Annotated in this window: 13 protein-coding genes; 3 read left to right on the top strand and 10 right to left on the bottom strand. The window is 41.9% G+C overall.

What is annotated here, in order from left to right:
• Positions 1-67: 67 nt before the first annotated feature.
• From ND16A_RS13175 to ND16A_RS13185, 3 genes are all read right to left on the bottom strand, one after another.
• Positions 68-1,192 carry a hypothetical protein gene (locus ND16A_RS13175; RefSeq protein WP_033076818.1) on the bottom strand — a complete coding sequence of 375 codons (1,125 nt, stop codon included), beginning with the start codon at positions 1,190-1,192 and terminating at the stop codon, positions 68-70.
• Between the two features lie 424 nt (positions 1,193-1,616).
• Complete coding sequence (locus ND16A_RS13180; RefSeq protein WP_033076817.1) at positions 1,617-4,475, bottom strand: FAD-binding and (Fe-S)-binding domain-containing protein; 2,859 nt, start codon at positions 4,473-4,475, stop codon at positions 1,617-1,619.
• A 35-nt stretch (positions 4,476-4,510) separates the two neighbouring features.
• The gene (locus ND16A_RS13185) at positions 4,511-6,220 is read right to left on the bottom strand and encodes an L-lactate permease (protein WP_033076816.1); all 1,710 of its coding nucleotides are present in this window, start codon (positions 6,218-6,220) and stop codon (positions 4,511-4,513) included.
• 169 nt (positions 6,221-6,389) lie between these two features.
• On the opposite strand from ND16A_RS13185, the gene ND16A_RS13190 reads away from it, so the two are divergent.
• A complete protein-coding gene (locus ND16A_RS13190; protein ID WP_235282001.1) occupies positions 6,390-7,301 on the top strand; it encodes a LysR family transcriptional regulator in 912 nt (303 codons plus the stop codon).
• A gap of 214 nt (positions 7,302-7,515) precedes the next feature.
• Here ND16A_RS13190 and ND16A_RS13195 read toward each other — a convergent pair whose 3' ends face one another.
• Positions 7,516-10,596, bottom strand: a complete 3,081-nt coding sequence (locus ND16A_RS13195) for an efflux RND transporter permease subunit (protein ID WP_033076814.1) — start codon at positions 10,594-10,596, stop codon at positions 7,516-7,518.
• A complete protein-coding gene (locus ND16A_RS13200) occupies positions 10,596-11,684 on the bottom strand; it encodes an efflux RND transporter periplasmic adaptor subunit (RefSeq protein WP_052072946.1) in 1,089 nt (362 codons plus the stop codon). The genes ND16A_RS13195 and ND16A_RS13200 overlap by 1 nt, the downstream gene beginning before the upstream one ends.
• 173 nt (positions 11,685-11,857) lie before the next feature.
• Here ND16A_RS13200 and ND16A_RS13205 point away from each other — a divergent pair, with 173 nt between their 5' ends.
• The gene (locus tag ND16A_RS13205) at positions 11,858-12,619 is read left to right on the top strand and encodes a hypothetical protein (RefSeq protein ID WP_033076813.1); all 762 of its coding nucleotides are present in this window, start codon (positions 11,858-11,860) and stop codon (positions 12,617-12,619) included.
• Between the two features lies 1 nt (position 12,620).
• Positions 12,621-13,064: a hypothetical protein gene (locus tag ND16A_RS21470; RefSeq protein WP_033076812.1), complete on the top strand. Its 444-nt coding sequence runs from the start codon at positions 12,621-12,623 to the stop codon at positions 13,062-13,064.
• Positions 13,065-13,105: 41 nt separating this feature from the next.
• Here ND16A_RS21470 and ND16A_RS13215 read toward each other — a convergent pair whose 3' ends face one another.
• The 5 genes from ND16A_RS13215 to ND16A_RS21635 form a co-directional block, all read right to left on the bottom strand.
• Entirely contained in the window at positions 13,106-13,642 is a 537-nt protein-coding gene (locus tag ND16A_RS13215) for a thioredoxin family protein (RefSeq protein WP_052072945.1), read from the bottom strand.
• Positions 13,629-14,756: a bifunctional chorismate mutase/prephenate dehydrogenase gene (gene tyrA, locus ND16A_RS13220; RefSeq protein ID WP_033076811.1), complete on the bottom strand. Its 1,128-nt coding sequence runs from the start codon at positions 14,754-14,756 to the stop codon at positions 13,629-13,631. The genes ND16A_RS13215 and tyrA overlap by 14 nt, the downstream gene beginning before the upstream one ends.
• Positions 14,757-14,804: 48 nt before the next feature.
• Positions 14,805-15,875, bottom strand: coding sequence for a 3-deoxy-7-phosphoheptulonate synthase (locus ND16A_RS13225; RefSeq protein WP_033076810.1), 1,071 nt, complete (start codon positions 15,873-15,875; stop codon positions 14,805-14,807).
• 347 nt (positions 15,876-16,222) lie between these two features.
• A complete protein-coding gene (acs, locus tag ND16A_RS13230; protein WP_033076809.1) occupies positions 16,223-18,166 on the bottom strand; it encodes an acetate--CoA ligase in 1,944 nt (647 codons plus the stop codon).
• Between the two features lie 767 nt (positions 18,167-18,933).
• On the bottom strand, positions 18,934-19,153 hold a 220-nt coding region (locus ND16A_RS21635; RefSeq protein WP_033076808.1), incomplete at its 5' end, for a hypothetical protein.

The raw sequence follows: 19,153 nt of genomic DNA, 5'->3' as shown, positions 1-19,153 counted from the left end.
AATTAAGAGTATGCTTAAGCTGAATTAAACATACCCTTTGGTTTACACCTTATAGGAAATTAAGTTGCTAGAATTTATAAGTAGCAGATATTTGCAAATAATTAGAGTCAATCTCTTCCATGCCATTATCACTGATGGAATAGTTACCAAATTCAACACCGGCGGTAAGTTCTGAGGTGATATTTGTTAATAAATTAACTCCCCAATGTGCACGTTTCCTAGCTAACTCATCAGTTTCAGCGGCACCATAGAAAACTGTACTTCTTAATGATTCATTCCAAAAGTGACGATAAGCAAGGGTATAAGCGATCGTTGACTCAACCACAGTTTTATCTGTTTTACTACTCGTAACAATATCAGGTGTTAAACCTGCAGCAGCGTATCGTCCAGGCTCGCCAAAAGTTACTTGAAAACGCAAATCATCTTTGCCGAACGTTTTGATTTTACCGGCAATATTGGCAGCAACTGCAAATTCATCGATACCACCTTGGTCAACTTGTCTAAATAAAGTACCTATTGATAACGTACCCCAGTCAGTATTGTGGTTGTACCTAACAACAAAATCTGGCACCGATTCGTCTTTATCTGCTTCATCACCGGTTAAGCCTACTGCGCTTGCAGGAGAGCCAATGTCACCATCGCCGTTTGTCTCTGGATTTTCAATCGAAAATTGCCATGCGCCTTTGGTATATCGAACTTGTGTTTGTCTAATGAATACTTCACCGACATGTGGGCCACCAAAATCTAGCGCTTCAGGTAGTGCATGAAGCGGCATAAATGTTGTCCACGTTTGGCCAACCAACCAATCTTTATAGGTAATAGTATAATGACGTAATCTTGGATTTGAAGAGTTGCTTACCACTTCATTACCGTCACCGCCATACATATCAAACTCTACAAAGGCAGATACATCACCATGCGACATTTTAAAGTTAAGGCGTGACTCTTTAACATTAAAGCCTGTATGAGAGGTTTCTACTGCCTTTCCAGATGGAAAATTAGCTACCCAGTAATCTTGATAGGCTATGTCGCCATCAACATGGCGAACATCAACTTTTGCATACCCACCAATAGATACTTTAACTTCTTTTTCGTTTACCACACTCGATACTAACTCGATATCTGCATGGGCATTAAAGCTCGCGGCCAGTACTAATGCTATTACCGATATTTTATAATTTTTATGATTCATCTTTCCCCCTACTAGTTAACAAAACATTTACCTTGTTAGTTAATGTAGAGGGAATTATTGATAAGATAAATCGATATAATGGGTAACACTTCTTCCAAAATCGTCACAATAAAAAATTAGAAAAATTCCCCCCTATATTCATTGTTTTGCTAAAGATTATCGGGTGTTATTTGATTAGATCGTATGTAAAGGGCGGTTGTGCGGACGATGGGTAAATAAACTGGTCGTTAAAGTAGTAGGCCTGTAGTTTTAGACAAGAGTAGAGTAGAATCGATAGACTTTCGTGTTATTGAAATAGGAGTGTTTAGATGTCAAAGGCAAGAAAAGTGCAGGTAGCGCTCAACACAATAAATAAAATATTGAGCACTTAAATACACATCAATAGAATGTAATTATTCGCGTTTTTATATAAGGAAATTGATTTTTATAGCTTTAAAACCGACTCACTCACTTCATCCAACAAATAAATAAGCGACTGATAATCTACGTCACTGTTTTTCGACAGGCCAATTTCGCAGGTTCTACTGTTACTATAGCCTTGCTCGCATCCGGCGACTTGTTTTGCTAACGGGGCCAGTGCGCTTTTGTTCAGCTCTGGCATAAACATGCCCTTGTCGCCGGCATAGCCACAGCATGTAATATCAGCAGGCTCAATAACCTCTTTAGCACAAGCGTTGGCAATATCCCTTAAGGTGTCTGCTATTCCTGCTTTTTGGCTACTACAAGTAATATGCAAGGCAACGGGGGCTTGCTTGGGCTTAATATTGAGTTTATTAAGTAAAAATTTAGCGCAAAATTCGGTTAGCTCAAAAATGGGTAACTCGGTGCCTATTTCTTTTACCCGTAAATTACAGGGACTAGTATCGAAAACAATCGGTATTTCCCCGTTGTTACTTAATGATGATAATTGTGCAAGTAATTGCTGGCCTTTGCTGTTAGCAATATCTGCTGCGCCTTTACTATGAAAGGGCATACCACAACATAAATCAGCTGATTTACTTGGCGTTATAACTTGATAACCAGCCTTAGTAAAAACTGAATGTGCAACTTGCGTTAAGCTACGATTATCTTTATTACTAACACTTGGCCCCATTGTGCGGCTGGCGCAACTGGCAAAAAATATTACTTTAGGTGTGGTATTGCTTTCTATCTGTACAGTACTATTTTTTTCATCAGTTGACGATGTAAGAACATGTGCTTTTGCTGGCCATTTTGAATGCCATAACGGTAACGCCTTGCCACTAAAACGGTACGCAGCCGCGCCAATGTGATCAACGGTATTATTACCCAAAAGTTTTGTTATTTTACCATTTAAAGTAAATGCTATTGCCGCTCCTTTACTTACTCCTGAGAAATGATCCGCAGACCATTTGGCAATAATATGGCCAACTTTTCCGAGCTTTTGTCCTCTAAGTTTTCTTATTAAATCGCCAGTGTTAATACCTACCGGGCAGCGCTCTGCACACAACCCCGTAGCCGCGCAGCTATCGATACCTAAATGTTGATAACTCTTTTGCAATTCCTTGTGCTCAGCCAGCTCTGCCTTACTCATAGTCTGTTGATGGTTAAGTTGCTGTATTCTGCGCCATATGGCAATGCGCTGCCTTGGCGTTAAGCTGAATTCTTTAGATGGACAGACCGGTTCACAAAAACCACATTCGATACATTTATCGACTATAGGATCGGCTTTTGGCATCAGTTTCAGGTTTTTAATGTGAGCATTTGGGTCGTTATTTAGAATGACTCCTGGGTTTAAAATGCCCTGCGGATCTACTATCTGTTTAATGCTATGCATCACTTCGTATGCCGCTTGCCCCCATTCTAATTCTACAAAGGGTGCCATATTACGGCCAGTGCCATGTTCAGCTTTAAGGGAGCCACCAAATTCTACCGCGACCAAGTTAGCCACTTTATGCATAAAGTTATCGTAGCGCTGAATTTCTTCAGGGCTTTCAAACGATTGTGTAAAAACAAAATGTAAATTTCCGGCTAATGCATGGCCAAATATTATGGCTTCTTGATAACCAAAGTGATCGAATAGCTCATGCAAGCGCACAATACCAGCGGCAAGTTTATCAATAGGGAACGAAACATCTTCGATGATAACTGTAGTGCCGGTTTCTCGTAAGGCACCTACTGCCGGAAAAGTCGCTTTGCGAATCGCCCATAACTGCGTTGATATTCGTTCATCGGTGGTGAAATCAATTGCTTCGATCGGCGCAAAAGATGCGATAACTTGTTCGATTTTTGCTATGTGTTGTTGTAATTCTTCTGCCGTCTGCCCTCGGGTTTCTATCAATAATGCCGTAGTATCATCTGGTTGATCACAAAACCTTTCAGGTAAGCCATCTTTACCTTTAACCGAGTTTAAAGCCCGTTGGTCCATTAACTCGACAGCGTCAACTGGACATAAGCTAAGAGCGGTCACTGCTAAACAGGCTTGTTTAGCACTTACAAATGAAAACAAACCACTGGCTTTGTGTTGATGATCGGGCACGGTTTTATAGGTAATATCAGCAATAAAACCTAAAGTTCCTTCTGAGCCAATCATCAAATGTAATAAAATATCGACAGGATCATGATAATCCACCAAGGCATTAATGGCATAACCTGTGGTGTTTTTTAGGCGATATTTGTGTTCTATGAGTGCCTTTAAGGTAGTATTTTCTTTAACCTGTTGTGCTAACGAGCCGAGCTCATTAAGCATCGATTTATGGCTTAGTTTAAAAGCCGCTAAGCTGTCAGTGTCAGCGCTATTTACTAATGTACCGTCAGCCAGTATTAACGTCATATCGGCAAGACTAAAATAACTGTTTTTACTGACCCCACAGCACATACCTGAAGCATTGTTGGCAGCTATACCACCTATTTTACAGGTATTTATTGAGGCGGGATCAGGACCTAATTTACGTTCAAAGGGGTGCAAATGTCTATTGGCATCTGCGCCAATGATACCGGGTTGTAAACGAATCAACTGACCATCTTGGCTTATTTGATAATCGGTCCAGTCATTAGTTAACATAAGCAACACCGAATCAGTAATTGCCTGACCAGACAAACTGGTTCCTGCCGCTCTAAAGGTAACGGCAACAAGATGTTGATTAGCCGATTCAATGACTTGCTGCATTTGTTGCTCATTGGCTATCTGCAGTACCAGTTGTGGCACTAATTGATAAAAACTAGCGTCTGTGCCAAATGCACGTCGTCGAGTGATATCGTCAATGATTTGTTCCTTTGACAGTATTGCTCGTACGTCTGTTAGAAAATGTTCGTTTACAGCCATAATATAACCTATATTTTTACCAAGCTATGGTTTACTCAGTAGCCTAAAAGCGGGTCTGTGATATTCAATCCGTATACTGCAACCATGGCGATAATGCCTGCTGCTAGTAGGTAATAAGCCGTCGGGATCATAGTTTTGCGTAATATCGCGCCTTCTTGCCCTAACAAGCCAACCGTAGCTGAAGCGGCAACAACATTATGAATGGCGATCATGTTCCCGGCCGCAGCGCCAACCGCTTGAGTAGATACCATCATCGCCGTGGAAATTTGCAATGTATTCGCGGCTTCAAATTGAAATTGACTAAACATCATATTTGATACGGTATTAGAACCGGCAATAAAAGCACCTAACGCACCAATTAAAGGACTAATCAGTGGAAAAGCAGCACCAAAAGTACTGGCAAATAAATCAGCACCAGCCATCGGCATGCTAGGAATATCTGATAAGTTAACACCTGAGTTGATGAAAATTCTTACCATAGGTATGGTAAACATTAAAACAAAACCAGCGCCAATCACGGTTCTAAATGAAGCTTTGCTAGCTGCGCCTAGCGCTTTTATACTACCCGCTCCTCGGCAATGCAAAAAGGCAGCGAAGATAGCAGCAATGACCAGTAATCCTCCAGGTAGGTAGAGCGGACTTATTCCTGCGCTAATACCTGACTCGCCCAAAATACTTGACCATGAAACACCAAAATCGACCAATATAGACTTAAATTCAGCAAACACGCGTGAGCAAACCAACAACACCGACACTAATACATAAGGCATCCATGCAGATAAAGCTGAAATATGCTTACTTGGTGCGGTGTCTTGATCTTTATTGATAACTAAAGTACCAAGCCAGGTTTTCGGCCATGTGGCTTTATCGGCAAATTCCCATGGTGTTTTTGGCATAAACAATCCTTTTTTAGCGGCAGATACTACGATCACCATGCTAATAAGGCCGCCTAATAAAGATGGGAATTCTGGGCCTAGAAACATACCCGTTAATGCATATGGCACAGTGAACGCCAGACCTGCAAACAGAGCAAAAGGTAAGATCTCTAACCCTTCTCTCCAACGTTTATTTTTACCAAAAAATCTTGTTAACATCACCGCCATAAGTAATGGCATTAAGGTACCAACAATGGCGTGAGTAATAGCAACTTCATTGGTGATCAATTGTAAAAATGCTTCCCAGCTACTGCCTTTATCTACAAGTTGGGCACCAATAGTGCTGGTGTCTAAGCCATTAGTAACACCAATAACGATAGGGGTTCCAATAGCGCCAAATGATACAGGCGTACTTTGGATCATCATACCTATTACGACAGCGGCCAGTGCAGGAAAGCCAACAGCAACAAGTAAAGGGGCTGCAATAGCGGCAGGCGTACCAAAACCAGAGGCACCTTCGATAAAAGTACCAAAGCACCAAGCAACAATAATAGCTTGAATACGACGGTCAGGAGATACCTGAGTAAAGCCTTTTCTGATCACTTGAATAGCGCCAGTTTGTTTTAATGTATTTAATAAGAATATTGCCCCAAAGATTATCCAAAGCACCGACACAGTAACCATCAACCCCTGAATAACTGAAGCTGAAACCCTTGTTGCTGACATATCCCATACAAACAATGCTAATATCACTGTCACAATAAGTGTTACTGGCATTGCTCGTTTGGCCGGCCACTGAAGACCAATTAGCAATATTGCTGATATAGCGATTGGCAAAAGTGCCAAAAGTCCGTAAGTCCACTCATTCATATTTACCTCCAATTTTGTTTTAATATATTTGTATCTGTCCCCATACGAACTATGGCTTATAGCAATGCACATATAATCGTTACATTTAATTTACATCTATTTACACTATTAATATATTGGCATTAATGATATTGTTTTTTTCCTTTTATGACATAATCAAATAGGTGAAATGATGGTAGCAAAAGCAGATGATTTGATTTTATTCGTTATGGTTGTTGAGGCAGGAACATTTAGCAAAGTTGCAGAACAACTAAATTTAACTAACTCTGTTGTCAGTAAAAGAATTGCGCGGTTAGAACGTGAATTGAATACGCAGCTGCTTTATCGAACAACGCGCAAGCTAAGTTTAACCGACGCAGGAAAGACTTTTTATGGTAAGGCCCGGTTGGCTAAACTTGCTGTTCAAGAAGCCGAAGATGCTATAACTGGCTACAGCAAAGATGTTCGAGGCACGATAAAATTAACAATGCCGGTGGTGTCTGCTCGGCTAGTATTAAGTGAGGCATTAGCTCAGTTTTGTCACGATTATCCAAACGTCAATGTTGAACTGACTGTAAATAACCGTTTAGTTAATATTATTGAACAAGGTTATGATCTTGCCATTCGAACCGCACACTTAGAAGACTCTACATTAGTGGCACAACGTTTAATCGATTCTGATTGGGTGGTATGTGCAAGCCCTGAATATTTAAAAAATAATGGTACACCCAAAATACCTCAAGAATTAAGCGAGCATAGTTGTTTAATCTATAAATATGAAGGTGCAGGCTCTGAACAATGGAGCTTTAAAGAGGATGGCAAAGAGTACTTTGTACAGCTCAAAGGACGCTTTCGCTCGAATAACCTAAATTCACTTAGCCAAGCTGCATTATCTCACTTTGGTATTGCCTATTTACCCAAGGCATTGGTTCATGAAGATTTAGTTGCTGGCAGACTGGTATCAATTTTAACCGGAAAAACTGCAAAAGACTTAGGTATTTATGCGGTGTACCCAAAAACACGCCAACCTGATAAAAAGCTTAAGTTACTGGTGGAATATTTTAGAAAAGCCTACCAAGATAAAAAAGAATATTTCAAATAAGCTTTGCCAGATTTGTTGATGACATTGTAATTGAACAAAATTTGAGTGTCAGTTATGCGAAAAAGTGAACGTTGTGAATGACTCTATATCGCTCATTATAATCATTTAGTCCTGAATTAAACCATACTTAGTTAGTTCAGGTCAGGTGCCTGCTTCATACGAATAACTCGCTCAGAACTACTCGTATGTTTACCGCTTTGCTTTGCGATTTAAGTTAGCTGTTTTGTTCTATTTGTCTGGCTATGTATTCTGGTGATTTAGTATTTCGGCAAAGCCAGTAATAGGCACCCGGCACGATAAATAAGGTAAACATTGTTGCTAACGATACACCAGCAAAAATAACTACCCCTAATACCATGCGGCTTTCTGCCCCTGGGCCAACCGCAATCACTAGCGGTATTGAGCTCATTACGGTAGTAAACGAGGTCATCACAATTGGCCGTAATCGTTGTTGCGAACCTTTAATAATGGCATCGGTAAACTCTTCGCCGGCATCGCGCAACTGGTTGGCAAACTCGACGATTAAAATACCATTTTTCGCCGCCAGGCCAATCAGCATCACTATGCCTATTTGGCTGTAAATATTCAAACTCATGCCCATTGCGTATAACCCGGCCAAGGCGCCAACCAAAGCCAACGGTACGGTTAACATGATCACAAACGGATGGATAAAGCTTTCAAATTGTGCCGCTAAGACCAAGTAGGTGATCAATAATGCCAGACCAAAGATCATCAACATCGAACTAGCGCCTTCTTTTAATTTTTGTGATTGGCCCGAGTAATCGACAGCGGCCTCCACCGGTAATTCCTGCTTTACAATTTCGTTTAAATAATCCAACGCTTCACCAAGAGTATAACCGTCGGCGACGTTACCGCTGATGGTGATACTTTTTAACCGGTTATAACGACGTAACTCTTTGGCACGAGCCCCTTCTTCAAGGCTGATTAAATTAGACATCGCGACTAACTGATCGGTAGCTTTTGAGCGCACGTAGATGTTATCGATACTGCTTGGGCTGCGATATTCGTTTTCATCACCTTCTAAAATCACATCATACTCTTCGCCACGTTCCACATAGGTGGTCACTCGGCGTTTGCCTAACATGGTTTCTAATGTGGTGCCAATATCCCCTACCGATACACCTAAGTCAGCGGCACGAGCTCTGTCGATATTGATTAAAAATTGTGGTGACGTTTCTTTGTAATCAGTTTCAAGAGAAATGATGTTGGGATTCTCTTGCGCCCGAGTCAAAATAATATCCCGCCAGCGCGCTAACTCTTCGTAACTGTTACCCTGCAACACAAAACCGATAGGACGACCACCGCCCCTTCTGCCACCAATGCCGCCGCGCATCATCGCAAATGCACGAACATCGGTAATAGAGGCCAACTCACGGTTAAAGTCATTAATAAAATCGAATGTGGAAATTTCCCGTTGATGCCAACTGGGTAAGCCAATAATAGCAATGCCACCAGTACCACCAAACCCCGGCACACGTACGATCACCCGCTGTAGCGTACCTTGGTGATAATGGCGTAATAGTTTCTCTTCGATTTTTTTCATGTTGGCACTGTTATTTGCATAGCTTGCGCCTTCAGCACCACTCATAATTAAAAATGCACCACCTCTATCTTCTTTTGGCGCATACTCACTCGGCAGTTTATCAAAAATTGTCCAAAGGCTGGCAAATGCAAGTAGCATCACCAGCACTATCATCCACGGTTGTTTGATCACCGAACGCAACGAGTTAGCATAGGATGCTTCCAGCTTAGCAAAACCTTTATCAAGCAATTGGCCAAAAGAGGAGCTGCGCTGACGGTGCTTCAACAGTTTTGAACACATCATCGGTGTTAATGACAGTGCCGTAACACTGGAGAAAATAACCGCGGCAGCGATTGCTAAGGCAAATTCGGTAAACAAACGGCCGATATCACCAGCTAAGAAAATTAATGGCACAAACACGGCAACCAGCACCATGGTGGTAGCAACCACCGCAAATGCCACTTCTCGACCACCATGGTAAGCGGCCATGAGGGGTTTTTCACCATTTTCAATACGGCGATAAATATTCTCTAGTACCACAATCGAATCATCGACCACCAGACCAATGGCCAACACCAGCGCCAGCAAGGTTAACAGGTTTATCGAAAAGCCCAAGGCACTGAGCGCTATCATAGAACCAATAAGGGCTACTGGTACGGTAACTGCCGGGATCAACGTTGCCCGAATATTCCCTAAAAAGACAAAGATAACCAAAACCACCATCAACATGGCGATGCCCAGGGTGTTATAGACTTCGCTGATCGATTCTTTGATAAAAATGGATGAATCGTAACTCGGCGTGATCGTGGTCCCCGCCGGAAGATTTAGTTTAACTTCTTCCAGTTCGGCTCGTGCCGCCTCTACCACATCAATGGTGTTGGCCGTAGATTGTTTGATGATGCCCAAACCCACCATATTACGGCCATTGCCTTTGAACATGGTTTCGACATCTTCAGAGGCAATTTTAACCTCCGCAATATCGCCTAGACGGACCAGGGTGTTATTTTCGCCACGGGTTATCACCATGTTGGCGAAATCGACATCGGTTTTATAACTGCGTGCTACTCTGACATTAAATACCCGATCCACTGATTTGATATCGCCAGCGGGCAGTTCAACGTTTTCTGCTTTTAAGGTATCTTCTATATCATTAACGGTAATACCACGAGCGGCCATCGCTTGCCGGTTGAGGGTAATTTTCATCGCATACGTGCGACCACCGCCAACCCTAATTTCAGCGACACCATTGACCACGGCAAAACGATCAACAATATAGCGGTTTGCATAATCGGTTAACTCAAGCGTGTTAAACACATCGCTGGTTAGCGTAAACCACGCAATAACGTCGCCATCATCACTGGCTTTTTGTACCTCAGGGGGATCGGCTTGCTCAGGTAAGCGCCTTAATGATGAGGAAATTTTATCACGAACGTCATTGGCCGCATCATCAATTTCTCTATCGTTTTCAAACTCTATCTGAATACTGGAGCGACCATCTCGTGAGGTCGAATTGATGTTTTTAACGCCGGCAATGCCACTGATTTTATCTTCCAGAATTTGCGTAATTTTAGTTTCAACGATGGCGGCTGATGCCCCCGAGTATTTGGTGGAAACTGTGACAACCGGTTTGTCGGTATCCGGGTATTCACGCAATGGCAACAGCAAAAAAGCGACGATACCAAAAGTGATGATTAATAAATTAAGAACCGTGGCAAATACCGGGCGTTTAACCGATAAGTCAGATAAAATCATTATTTAATTTCCATACCGCTATCAGTACCATTCGCCGTACCATTGCTAACCTTAACTTTGGCGCCATCTCTAAGTTTTAACGCTCCTTCGACCACCACCTGAGTCCCCTCAGCGATACCAGAAGAGATTTCAACTATGCCTGGCTTTCGTCTGCCAACAATCACATTGACCCGTTTAGCCGTATCGCCTTCAACCACAAAGACAAAATGTCGGTCTTCAAAAGGGATCACCCCACCTTCGGGTAATAACAGTATTTGTTCAACATTACGTTCCACTATGATACTCATTAACATCCCCGGACGCAGTTTAGCGCTAAGGTTTGGTATTTCGGCTCTTATTTGAATGGTGCGGGTAATAGTGTCTACACGGGAAGCGATACCTGTGACTTTGCCGTTAAACTTTACCCCTGGATAAGCAACGTTGGTAGCCGCGATTAACTGGCCAACATTAACCGTGGTAAAAAAACGTTCAGGAATGGCAAAGTCGACTTTAATGGTTTGTACATCGTCTAAAGAGGTGATCACATCAGCATTTTCAATTAAGGCACCAACACTCACTTGGCGAAAGCCTAATTGACCATCAAAAGGTGCTCTTATGGTTAAGTTGGCTAAAACGGCTTTGGCACTTATTAACTGCGCTCTTATCGCTTCCACTTTCGCGCGTTGTTCATCACGCTGGGCAATAGAGCCAACATTTTTTTTCAATAGTTCTTTAAAACGATCTAGCTGTGCAGTCGATTCATCAAGGTTAGCTTGATATTCTTTTACCTTAGCCAGCTCTTCCGCCTTTGCCAACTCAACCAGAATATCGCCTTTTTTCACCGTGTCGCCGTCATCAAAATGAATCGATTCGATAATGTCTGAATATTGTGCGGTAATGATAACTTCTTCATTCGCTTTTGCCGTGCCAAGCGCTTCAAATTCATCACTGAACTCCGCCATGGTTAAGGTCGCTGTTTTTACCGACACCACACGAGAAAATTGTTGTGCATTCTCTTGTGGTGCTGGCCAATTCAAATAGACAAGTAAGGCTATCAACATCAGTGCCAGTGCAAATAATGGTAATCGTGATGAAGTTGAGTTTTCCATGATAAAAAATATCCGATAAAATTTTGCGCAAATATAGCGTAAATAACTTTTTGAAACGATAATTATACGCCGAATTACATTTTTTATAAGTTAAATAAAAACTTAGCTCAGCTATAATAATGTTATAGCCATTTTAGCTTTTAACCAACTTATCAAAATATTTAGGAATCTCAATGAACAAACTCGCTATTGTTGCTGCTGGCTTATTGCTGTTTTTTGGCGCCATGTTATGGTTTTTAGCCTCAGCTGACTTGAATGGTTTTATCCGTTCACAAATAGAAACTCACGGTTCACAAGTACTGGGGGAACCCGTGACAGTAGACAGCGTAGATTTGCAATTAAGCGAAGGCTTTGGCGGAATTTATGGCGTTAGTTTTTCAAACCCAAGTCAGTTCGGCCAGCCTAAAGCCTTTTATTTAGGGGAAGTTTCATTAGACCTTGATATTTCGTCATTTGGTCAGTCACCACTGGTTATTGAGTCGATTACCTTAAATAAACCGCAGGCGTTTGTTGAATTCGACCAAAATGGCAAAACCAATGTTGAGTATTTATTAAACGCCATTAAACGTAATACTTCGACCGGATCTGGTGATGCTGAGCAAACCAAACCTGAACCGCAAAAGAAAAGCAGTGATATCCCAGAGACTCGCATTGCCATTGAGAAATTAACCCTTGCTGGCGTCGCGTTAACGTTAGATTTAAGCAAAGTGAATGGCAAAATTTACGATATTGAAATCCCGGAAGTTGAACTAGGCGCCATTGGCGGAGAACAGGGAGTAGCGGTGAGCGAACTGGCCGGGGTAGTATCAACCAATGTATTCAAAGCCATTGCAAAAGCGGCGAAGAAGCAATATAAAAAGGCGCTAAAACAGCAGTTCAATGACAAGCTCGATGAAAAGAAAGAAGCATTTCTTGAAAAATTGAAAACGAAATAGCATGAAAAACTCAGGTTTAAAGCGTAGCCTAAAACAGCAATTGCAAAATAATCTTATTGCGATTGTCAGTATTTTCATTGCGATAAGTTCATTGGCCTATAATACCTGGCGTAATGAGCAAACCGAATACAATCGCAATGTACGCACCTCATCGTTTCAAATTTTAATGTCGCTGGCCGAGTTGCAACTCTTGGTGGATCACGCTTTTTATAACGAAGATAAAGATAAAGGTGACCCGATCAAGGGCTGGAGTTATGTGTTATATGTGCAAGATTTAGCACAAACCGTATCGCCACAAGTGCAGCAAAATGCCGCACAATTAAAACAGGTTTGGGCTAAAAGCTGGCAATTAATGGATGAGCAACAAAGTGAAAATGATGCCATTACCCAATCAATTAAGGCATTAAGACTGGAAGTATTAGCAACGCTGCAAGCTCTACACTAACTCCTGTTTATCCTCGGGTTCAGGTTATTTAACCTGAACTCTTATTGTTTATTTTGCAACCAGGCGCTGAGGATATCCTCACTCAGGGAGTTTTCCGGTCGTTCTATGATCCGCGTAACTTCTTGGTCATGCTGATAGACAATAATGGTTGGTGTATATTTAATATTATTGGCTGTTGCTAAACCGTCAGGATCAGATTTATTGGTATCAAGCGCATAAAGCTCAATACTTACTGGGGATTTTTTAAAGCTTTGCAACAAACGTGGTACTTCCCGCTCACTGTCATGGCACCAGGTACCAAAAAACACTTTGATTATTAAATCATCCGGCAGCGCCGCAACCGCGGCCAATTCTTCATCAGAAGTTTGATAACCACTATAGTTTTCGGCAAAATCTTCATGATTATCAAGCAGCTGGCTTTTACTGATTAAGCCTAAGTGCACATCGCCGCTGGCGCTTACCGGTTTTATCGTCAGTAAGATGGCGAGTCCAAGCAAAAGCGTAGCGGCCAATAACAGAATATTTTTTTGATCATGCTTTAACAGGCTGATGTTGATATCAGCATTATTTGTGTTCACGGGCTTTATCCAAAAGTGAAGTTGATTCTAACAAGAAATTTTGCGCATCATCACCAAACCAGTTGGCAACTTGAGTAAACTTGTCAATAAAATCAAGCTTATCACCCTTTTCTACGGAAGTTAATAACTCGAGGAAGCGATTAGCAAAGCGCTTCATCATTACCACATTATCCGGGTTTGAAAAAATGATCTCGGTATACAAGTTGGGATCTTGGGCAAACAAACGTCCTACCATAGCCAACTCTAACCGGTAAATCGGCGAACTCATCGCCAGCAGCTGTTCAAGTTCAACATTTTCCTGCATTAAATGATAGCCATAACTTACCGTCGAGAAATGACGCATCACTTGCACCATTGCCATGGCATCATCATGTTCTTTCGCGCTTACGGTGTAGTTTAACGCACCCCATACGGCAAATTGCTCGAGCAACCACTGGTATTGTTGTTGTTCTCTGCCATGGCAAACGATAATGGTTTGCTTGATAAAGCCAGTAACATCTGGGCCAAACATCGGATGTAAGCCAACAACGGGTCCCTTATGCACAGCCAACATGGCAGTCAATGGTTTGTCTTTAATACTGGTAATATCCGCTAAAATACAATCATCGGGCAAAGTTGCTAGTTTGCCAATCACTAACTCGGTGAGATTAATCGGCACCGCAACAATCACCAAGCCTGCGTGCGCAAAAGTTTGCTCCGCCTGCTGCCAGTCATCTTTTTCTATAATGGCAACGTCATAACCCGTTCGGCTAAATAAATCGACAAACACTTGCCCTAGTTGGCCGTTACCCCCAATGACCACAACTTTTCCGGCATCGGGCTTGATACATTGGTAACCTTGCTCGTCTTGAGAAGAATAGGAGTCGCGCATAATGCGGCGAAAGATGTCTTCAACCAGCTGCGGCGAAACTTGTTTTGATAGTGCTTGCTTGCGCAGTTTTGCCAATAATTGCTGCTCTCTTTGCGGTGCAAAAATTGGCATGCCAACCTGGCTTTTCAACTCTCCGACTCGCGCAGTCACCTCTCGGCGTTTGCTTAAGAGCTCGACAAGCTGTTGATCTATTTGATCTATCTCATCTCGGCATTGCTGCAAGTTATGTTCAAAGGTGGTCATAAGTGATTATCAAATTTGTTTATTTATTTTAATCGGTTTTGAAAATGCTTAGTCAATACGCTTAGGCAGCACATTGGCAAGTTTCTCGTTGGTTTGCGCTAACAAGATTTCAGTGGCTTGCCAGTCAATACACGCATCGGTTACCGACACGCCATAAGCCAATTCACTTTTCGGCAAGTTAGAACTTTGGTTGCCGGCATTCAAATGACTTTCCAGCATTAAGCCGATGATTGATTTATTTCCTTCACAAATTTGATTAACCACATTTTCAGCAACCAATGGCTGACGATTATGATCTTTGCTTGAATTGGCATGCGAACAATCAATCACTAGCGCTTGCTCTAAATTAGCATCCTTAAGGCTTTGCTCACAAATGGCGACATTGACTGAATCATAGTTAGGTTGTTGGCCACCTCGTAAAATCACATGACCGTCGCTATTGCCAGAAGTGGTAAGCAGCGCAACCTGACCTTCTTTATTTATGCCCATGAATCTATGTGGCGATGCCGCCGATTCCATCGCATTAATCGCCACACCTAAGGAACCGTTAGTGCCGTTTTTAAAGCCGATAGGCATAGATAAACCACTGGCCATCTCTCGATGAGTTTGTGACTCTGTGGTTCTCGCGCCAATGGCCGACCAGCTAAACAGCTCGGCTAAATACTGTGGTGAAATTGGATCGAGCGCCTCGGTTGCCAAAGGTAAGCCTAATTCCGTTAGGTAAATCAATAATTCGCGGGCAGTCTCTAGCCCTGAGGTGACGTCAAAACTGCCGTCCATATGTGGGTCATTGATCAGGCCTTTCCAGCCGACGGTAGTACGCGGTTTTTCAAAATATACGCGCATCACTATGTATAACGTATCCTGGTACTCGTCATGCAAGGCCTTTAGTTTACGACCATATTCTTTTGCCGCTTCAACATCGTGCACCGAACACGGGCCAGAAATCACCAACAGACGTGGATCTTTTTTATGGATAATATTGGAAATGACTTCTCTTGAGTCGAGGATAAATTCACGGCCAGAAGTGGTTAACGGTAACTTCGCCTTCAGTTGATTAGGCGTAATAAGTACTTCTTCCGAGTTAACATGAACGTCGTTAAGTTTGCTAGTTTGCATAGTTTTTTTCCGATAAAAAGTTTTGTTGTTAATTAAAATTGGTGTTTAAATTGTTAAAATAAATTAGATATAGCAGGAGTTACCAAGCAAGGCTTAGTAATAAAGATAGGAAAAGCGATAATATCGGAAGTTTAGTTTTTGGTTTTGCATATCTGTCTTTTTATTTAATCTGCCAGACAATGGTTTATCGATTCTGGCCAAAATTCGCCGCTCTTTTCGAGCTGATGATTAGTTGTATCAGTTTTTCGTTTCACCTGGCAAGCACTATTTAATAACAAGCTGTAATTTTTTGCTATTAGATATAAGAAAGGGACAAAATGTCCCTTTCTTTGAATAGCTGATAGCTATTAGTCGTGCGTTAACCGGTTTTCGATCAGATCTTCAACCACACTAGGATCTGCTAGCGTTGAGGTATCTCCTAAACTGGATAATTCGTTTTCAGCAATTTTACGCAAAATGCGGCGCATAATTTTACCGGAACGAGTTTTTGGCAAGCCTGGAGCGTACTGAATAAGATCCGGTTTTGAAAAGCTGCCTAATTCTTTGGCCACTAGTGCTTTCAACTCGGTGATCAACTCTTCACTTTCGATTTCATCGTGCATTAAGGTGACAAAGGCATAAACGCCCTGGCCTTTTATGTCGTGTGGGTAACCCACCACTGCCGCTTCTGATACTTTCGGATGCAGCACCAAGGAGCTTTCAATTTCCGCCGTACCTAAGCGATGGCCAGAAACATTGAGCACGTCATCTATTCTGCCAAGTATCCAATAGTAACCATCGGCATCACGTTGTACCCCGTCACCGGTAAAATAATAACCTGAGTATTGGCTAAAATAGGTTTGGTGGAAACGTTGATGATCGCCATAAATGGTGCGCATTTGACCAGGCCAACTGCCCTTCATCACTAGCGCTCCCCGAGCTTCGCCTTCAAGCTCTTCGCCATCTTTATTAATGACCACCGGTTGTACGCCAAAAAATGGTAAGCCGGCAGCTCCAGGTTTCATCCCGGCAGAGCCTGGTAATGAAGTAATTAGGATACCGCCAGTTTCAGTTTGCCACCAGGTATCAACGATTGGACAATTGCTGTTACCGACAATTTCATAATACCAATGCCAGGCTTCCGGGTTAATTGGCTCGCCAACACTGCCTAATAACCGCAGTGACGATAAATCTGAGCCTTCAACAAATTCATCACCTTTCGCCATTAACGCTCTGATCGCGGTAGGCGCCGTATAGAATACGTTAACCTTGTGTTTCTCAATCACCTGCCAGCAACGACTCGCAGATGGGTAAGTAGGTAAGCCTTCAAACATCAAGGTCGTTGCGCCATTTGCTAATGGGCCATAAAAAATATAACTGTGACCGGTGATCCAACCAGCATCGGCTGTACACCAATAAATGTCACCATCTTGATAATCAAAAACGTACTTGTGAGTCATTGCCGCATACAGGATATAACCACCACAAGTATGCAAAACGCCCTTTGGTGCCCCGGTAGAGCCAGAGGTATATAAAATAAATAATGGGTCTTCCGCATCCATCACTTCTGGTTCACAAACACTCGAAGCATCACTCATTGCCTGCTCATAGTTAACATCAATGTCTTCATTCCATGGCACGTCGGCACCGGTTCGTTGTACCACAATGACAGAGTTAACATTTGGACAGTCTGCAACCGCACTATCGACGTTCGCTTTTAACGGGATAATTTTACCACCGCGAACCCCTTGATCGGCGGTGATCACTACTTGGCAATCGGCTGCTTGCACACGAGCCTTAATTGATTCCGATGAAAAACCACCGAAGACCACAGAGTGCACTGCGCCAATACGAGCACAGGCAAGCATGGCGTATCCGACTTCAGGGATCATCGGCATGTAGATACATACCCGATCACCTTTTTTGACACCACGAGCTTTTAACACATTGGCAAATTTACACACTTGCTGGTGCAATTCATTGTAAGTGATGTGCTTATCATCAGTGACCTCGTCACCTTCAAAAATAATTGCCGTTTGTTCACCGCGCGTAGCCAGGTGACGATCGATACAGTTGTAACTCACATTGAGTTGTCCACCTTGAAACCATTCGATATCGGCGTTAGCGAAATCAACTTTGCTGACGTTATCAAACGGTTTATACCAATCGATAAATTCGTTCGCTTGTTCGCCCCAGAATTGATCTGGATTTTCAATAGATTGCTGATAAAGAGCTTGGTATTGGGGTTTATCTAAGTGGCTATGCGCCTTAGCTTTCTCTGTTACCGGATAAAATTTTTGTAGTTCGTTCATCTGTGTGCCTAGTATCATTTAACAGTTATGATTTAAGTTATAGTTTAGTTGAAGTTTAGTGTTTCTTATTATTGTTATGGTTTAGTGATTATTATTCGTTAAGTATTTGGTATTACTGTTTACTGATTCCCGGCCTCTGCCGGTGCCTATCTCTTTATCATCTGCATCATTAGAGAGTACTCAAAGCAACAGTATGTGAACATATATAAACACACAATGACAACGCTGTCATCTGTTTTATATTAATCCATTAGCTTTATAATTATTTAATTTTGTAACATTAACAGTCAGCAAAATGCGCCATCACCTTATAACATTAAATAACCTTGTATAATTGGTAATGGCTCCCCTGCCAGTTACAGTTAGAGGCAGCCCCATCTCAAACGTTTGAGTTAATGTATCTATGATGAATAACACTGTCAAGACAATTGTTATCGGTTGAAAAACCTGGTGCCATCGATAAAGAGCACATGTTAATACAAAGAGTTTTGAAATACAAACCAGCTTTCAAAAACCTTCGACAAGATGGTTGTTCATTTGCTACCAGTAAAGAAATCGCTTAAAAACTCTAACTTCAACATCGACACTTTAGAGTGTGCTAAAGACAATAATAACTAAGTTAGTCAAAGCGCAAAACAACGGCGTTGTTAGCTGTCATTGCTCGATGTTTTTTCATTATCTAAGTTATAACATTTATCATCACGAAAGTGCGATTTCATCCTATAACTTTAAATAACCTCATATAATTAATAGCTTTTTAGACTTTATTAGCAGGACTTGGATACTCTCGTAGCAGCAATGAAAGCGATAAAGATTGGACAAATAGGCATACCTATCAGGTAGGTAGCCTGCGAGGTTAAAACCTGAAGTATCCCCACAAATATTTGAGTAAGTGTTTGAAATCTGGTTAAATTAATTTCACCACAAAACAGAAATAACCAAACTTCAAACACTATGCGACCATTTTCAAACTTTTTTACCCAAGAA

This window comes from Thalassotalea sp. ND16A (genome assembly GCF_000764205.1).
GTDB lineage: Bacteria > Pseudomonadota > Gammaproteobacteria > Enterobacterales > Alteromonadaceae > Thalassotalea_A.
Note: the sequence above shows the minus strand (reverse complement) of the source record. Positions and strands in the feature narration are given on the sequence as shown.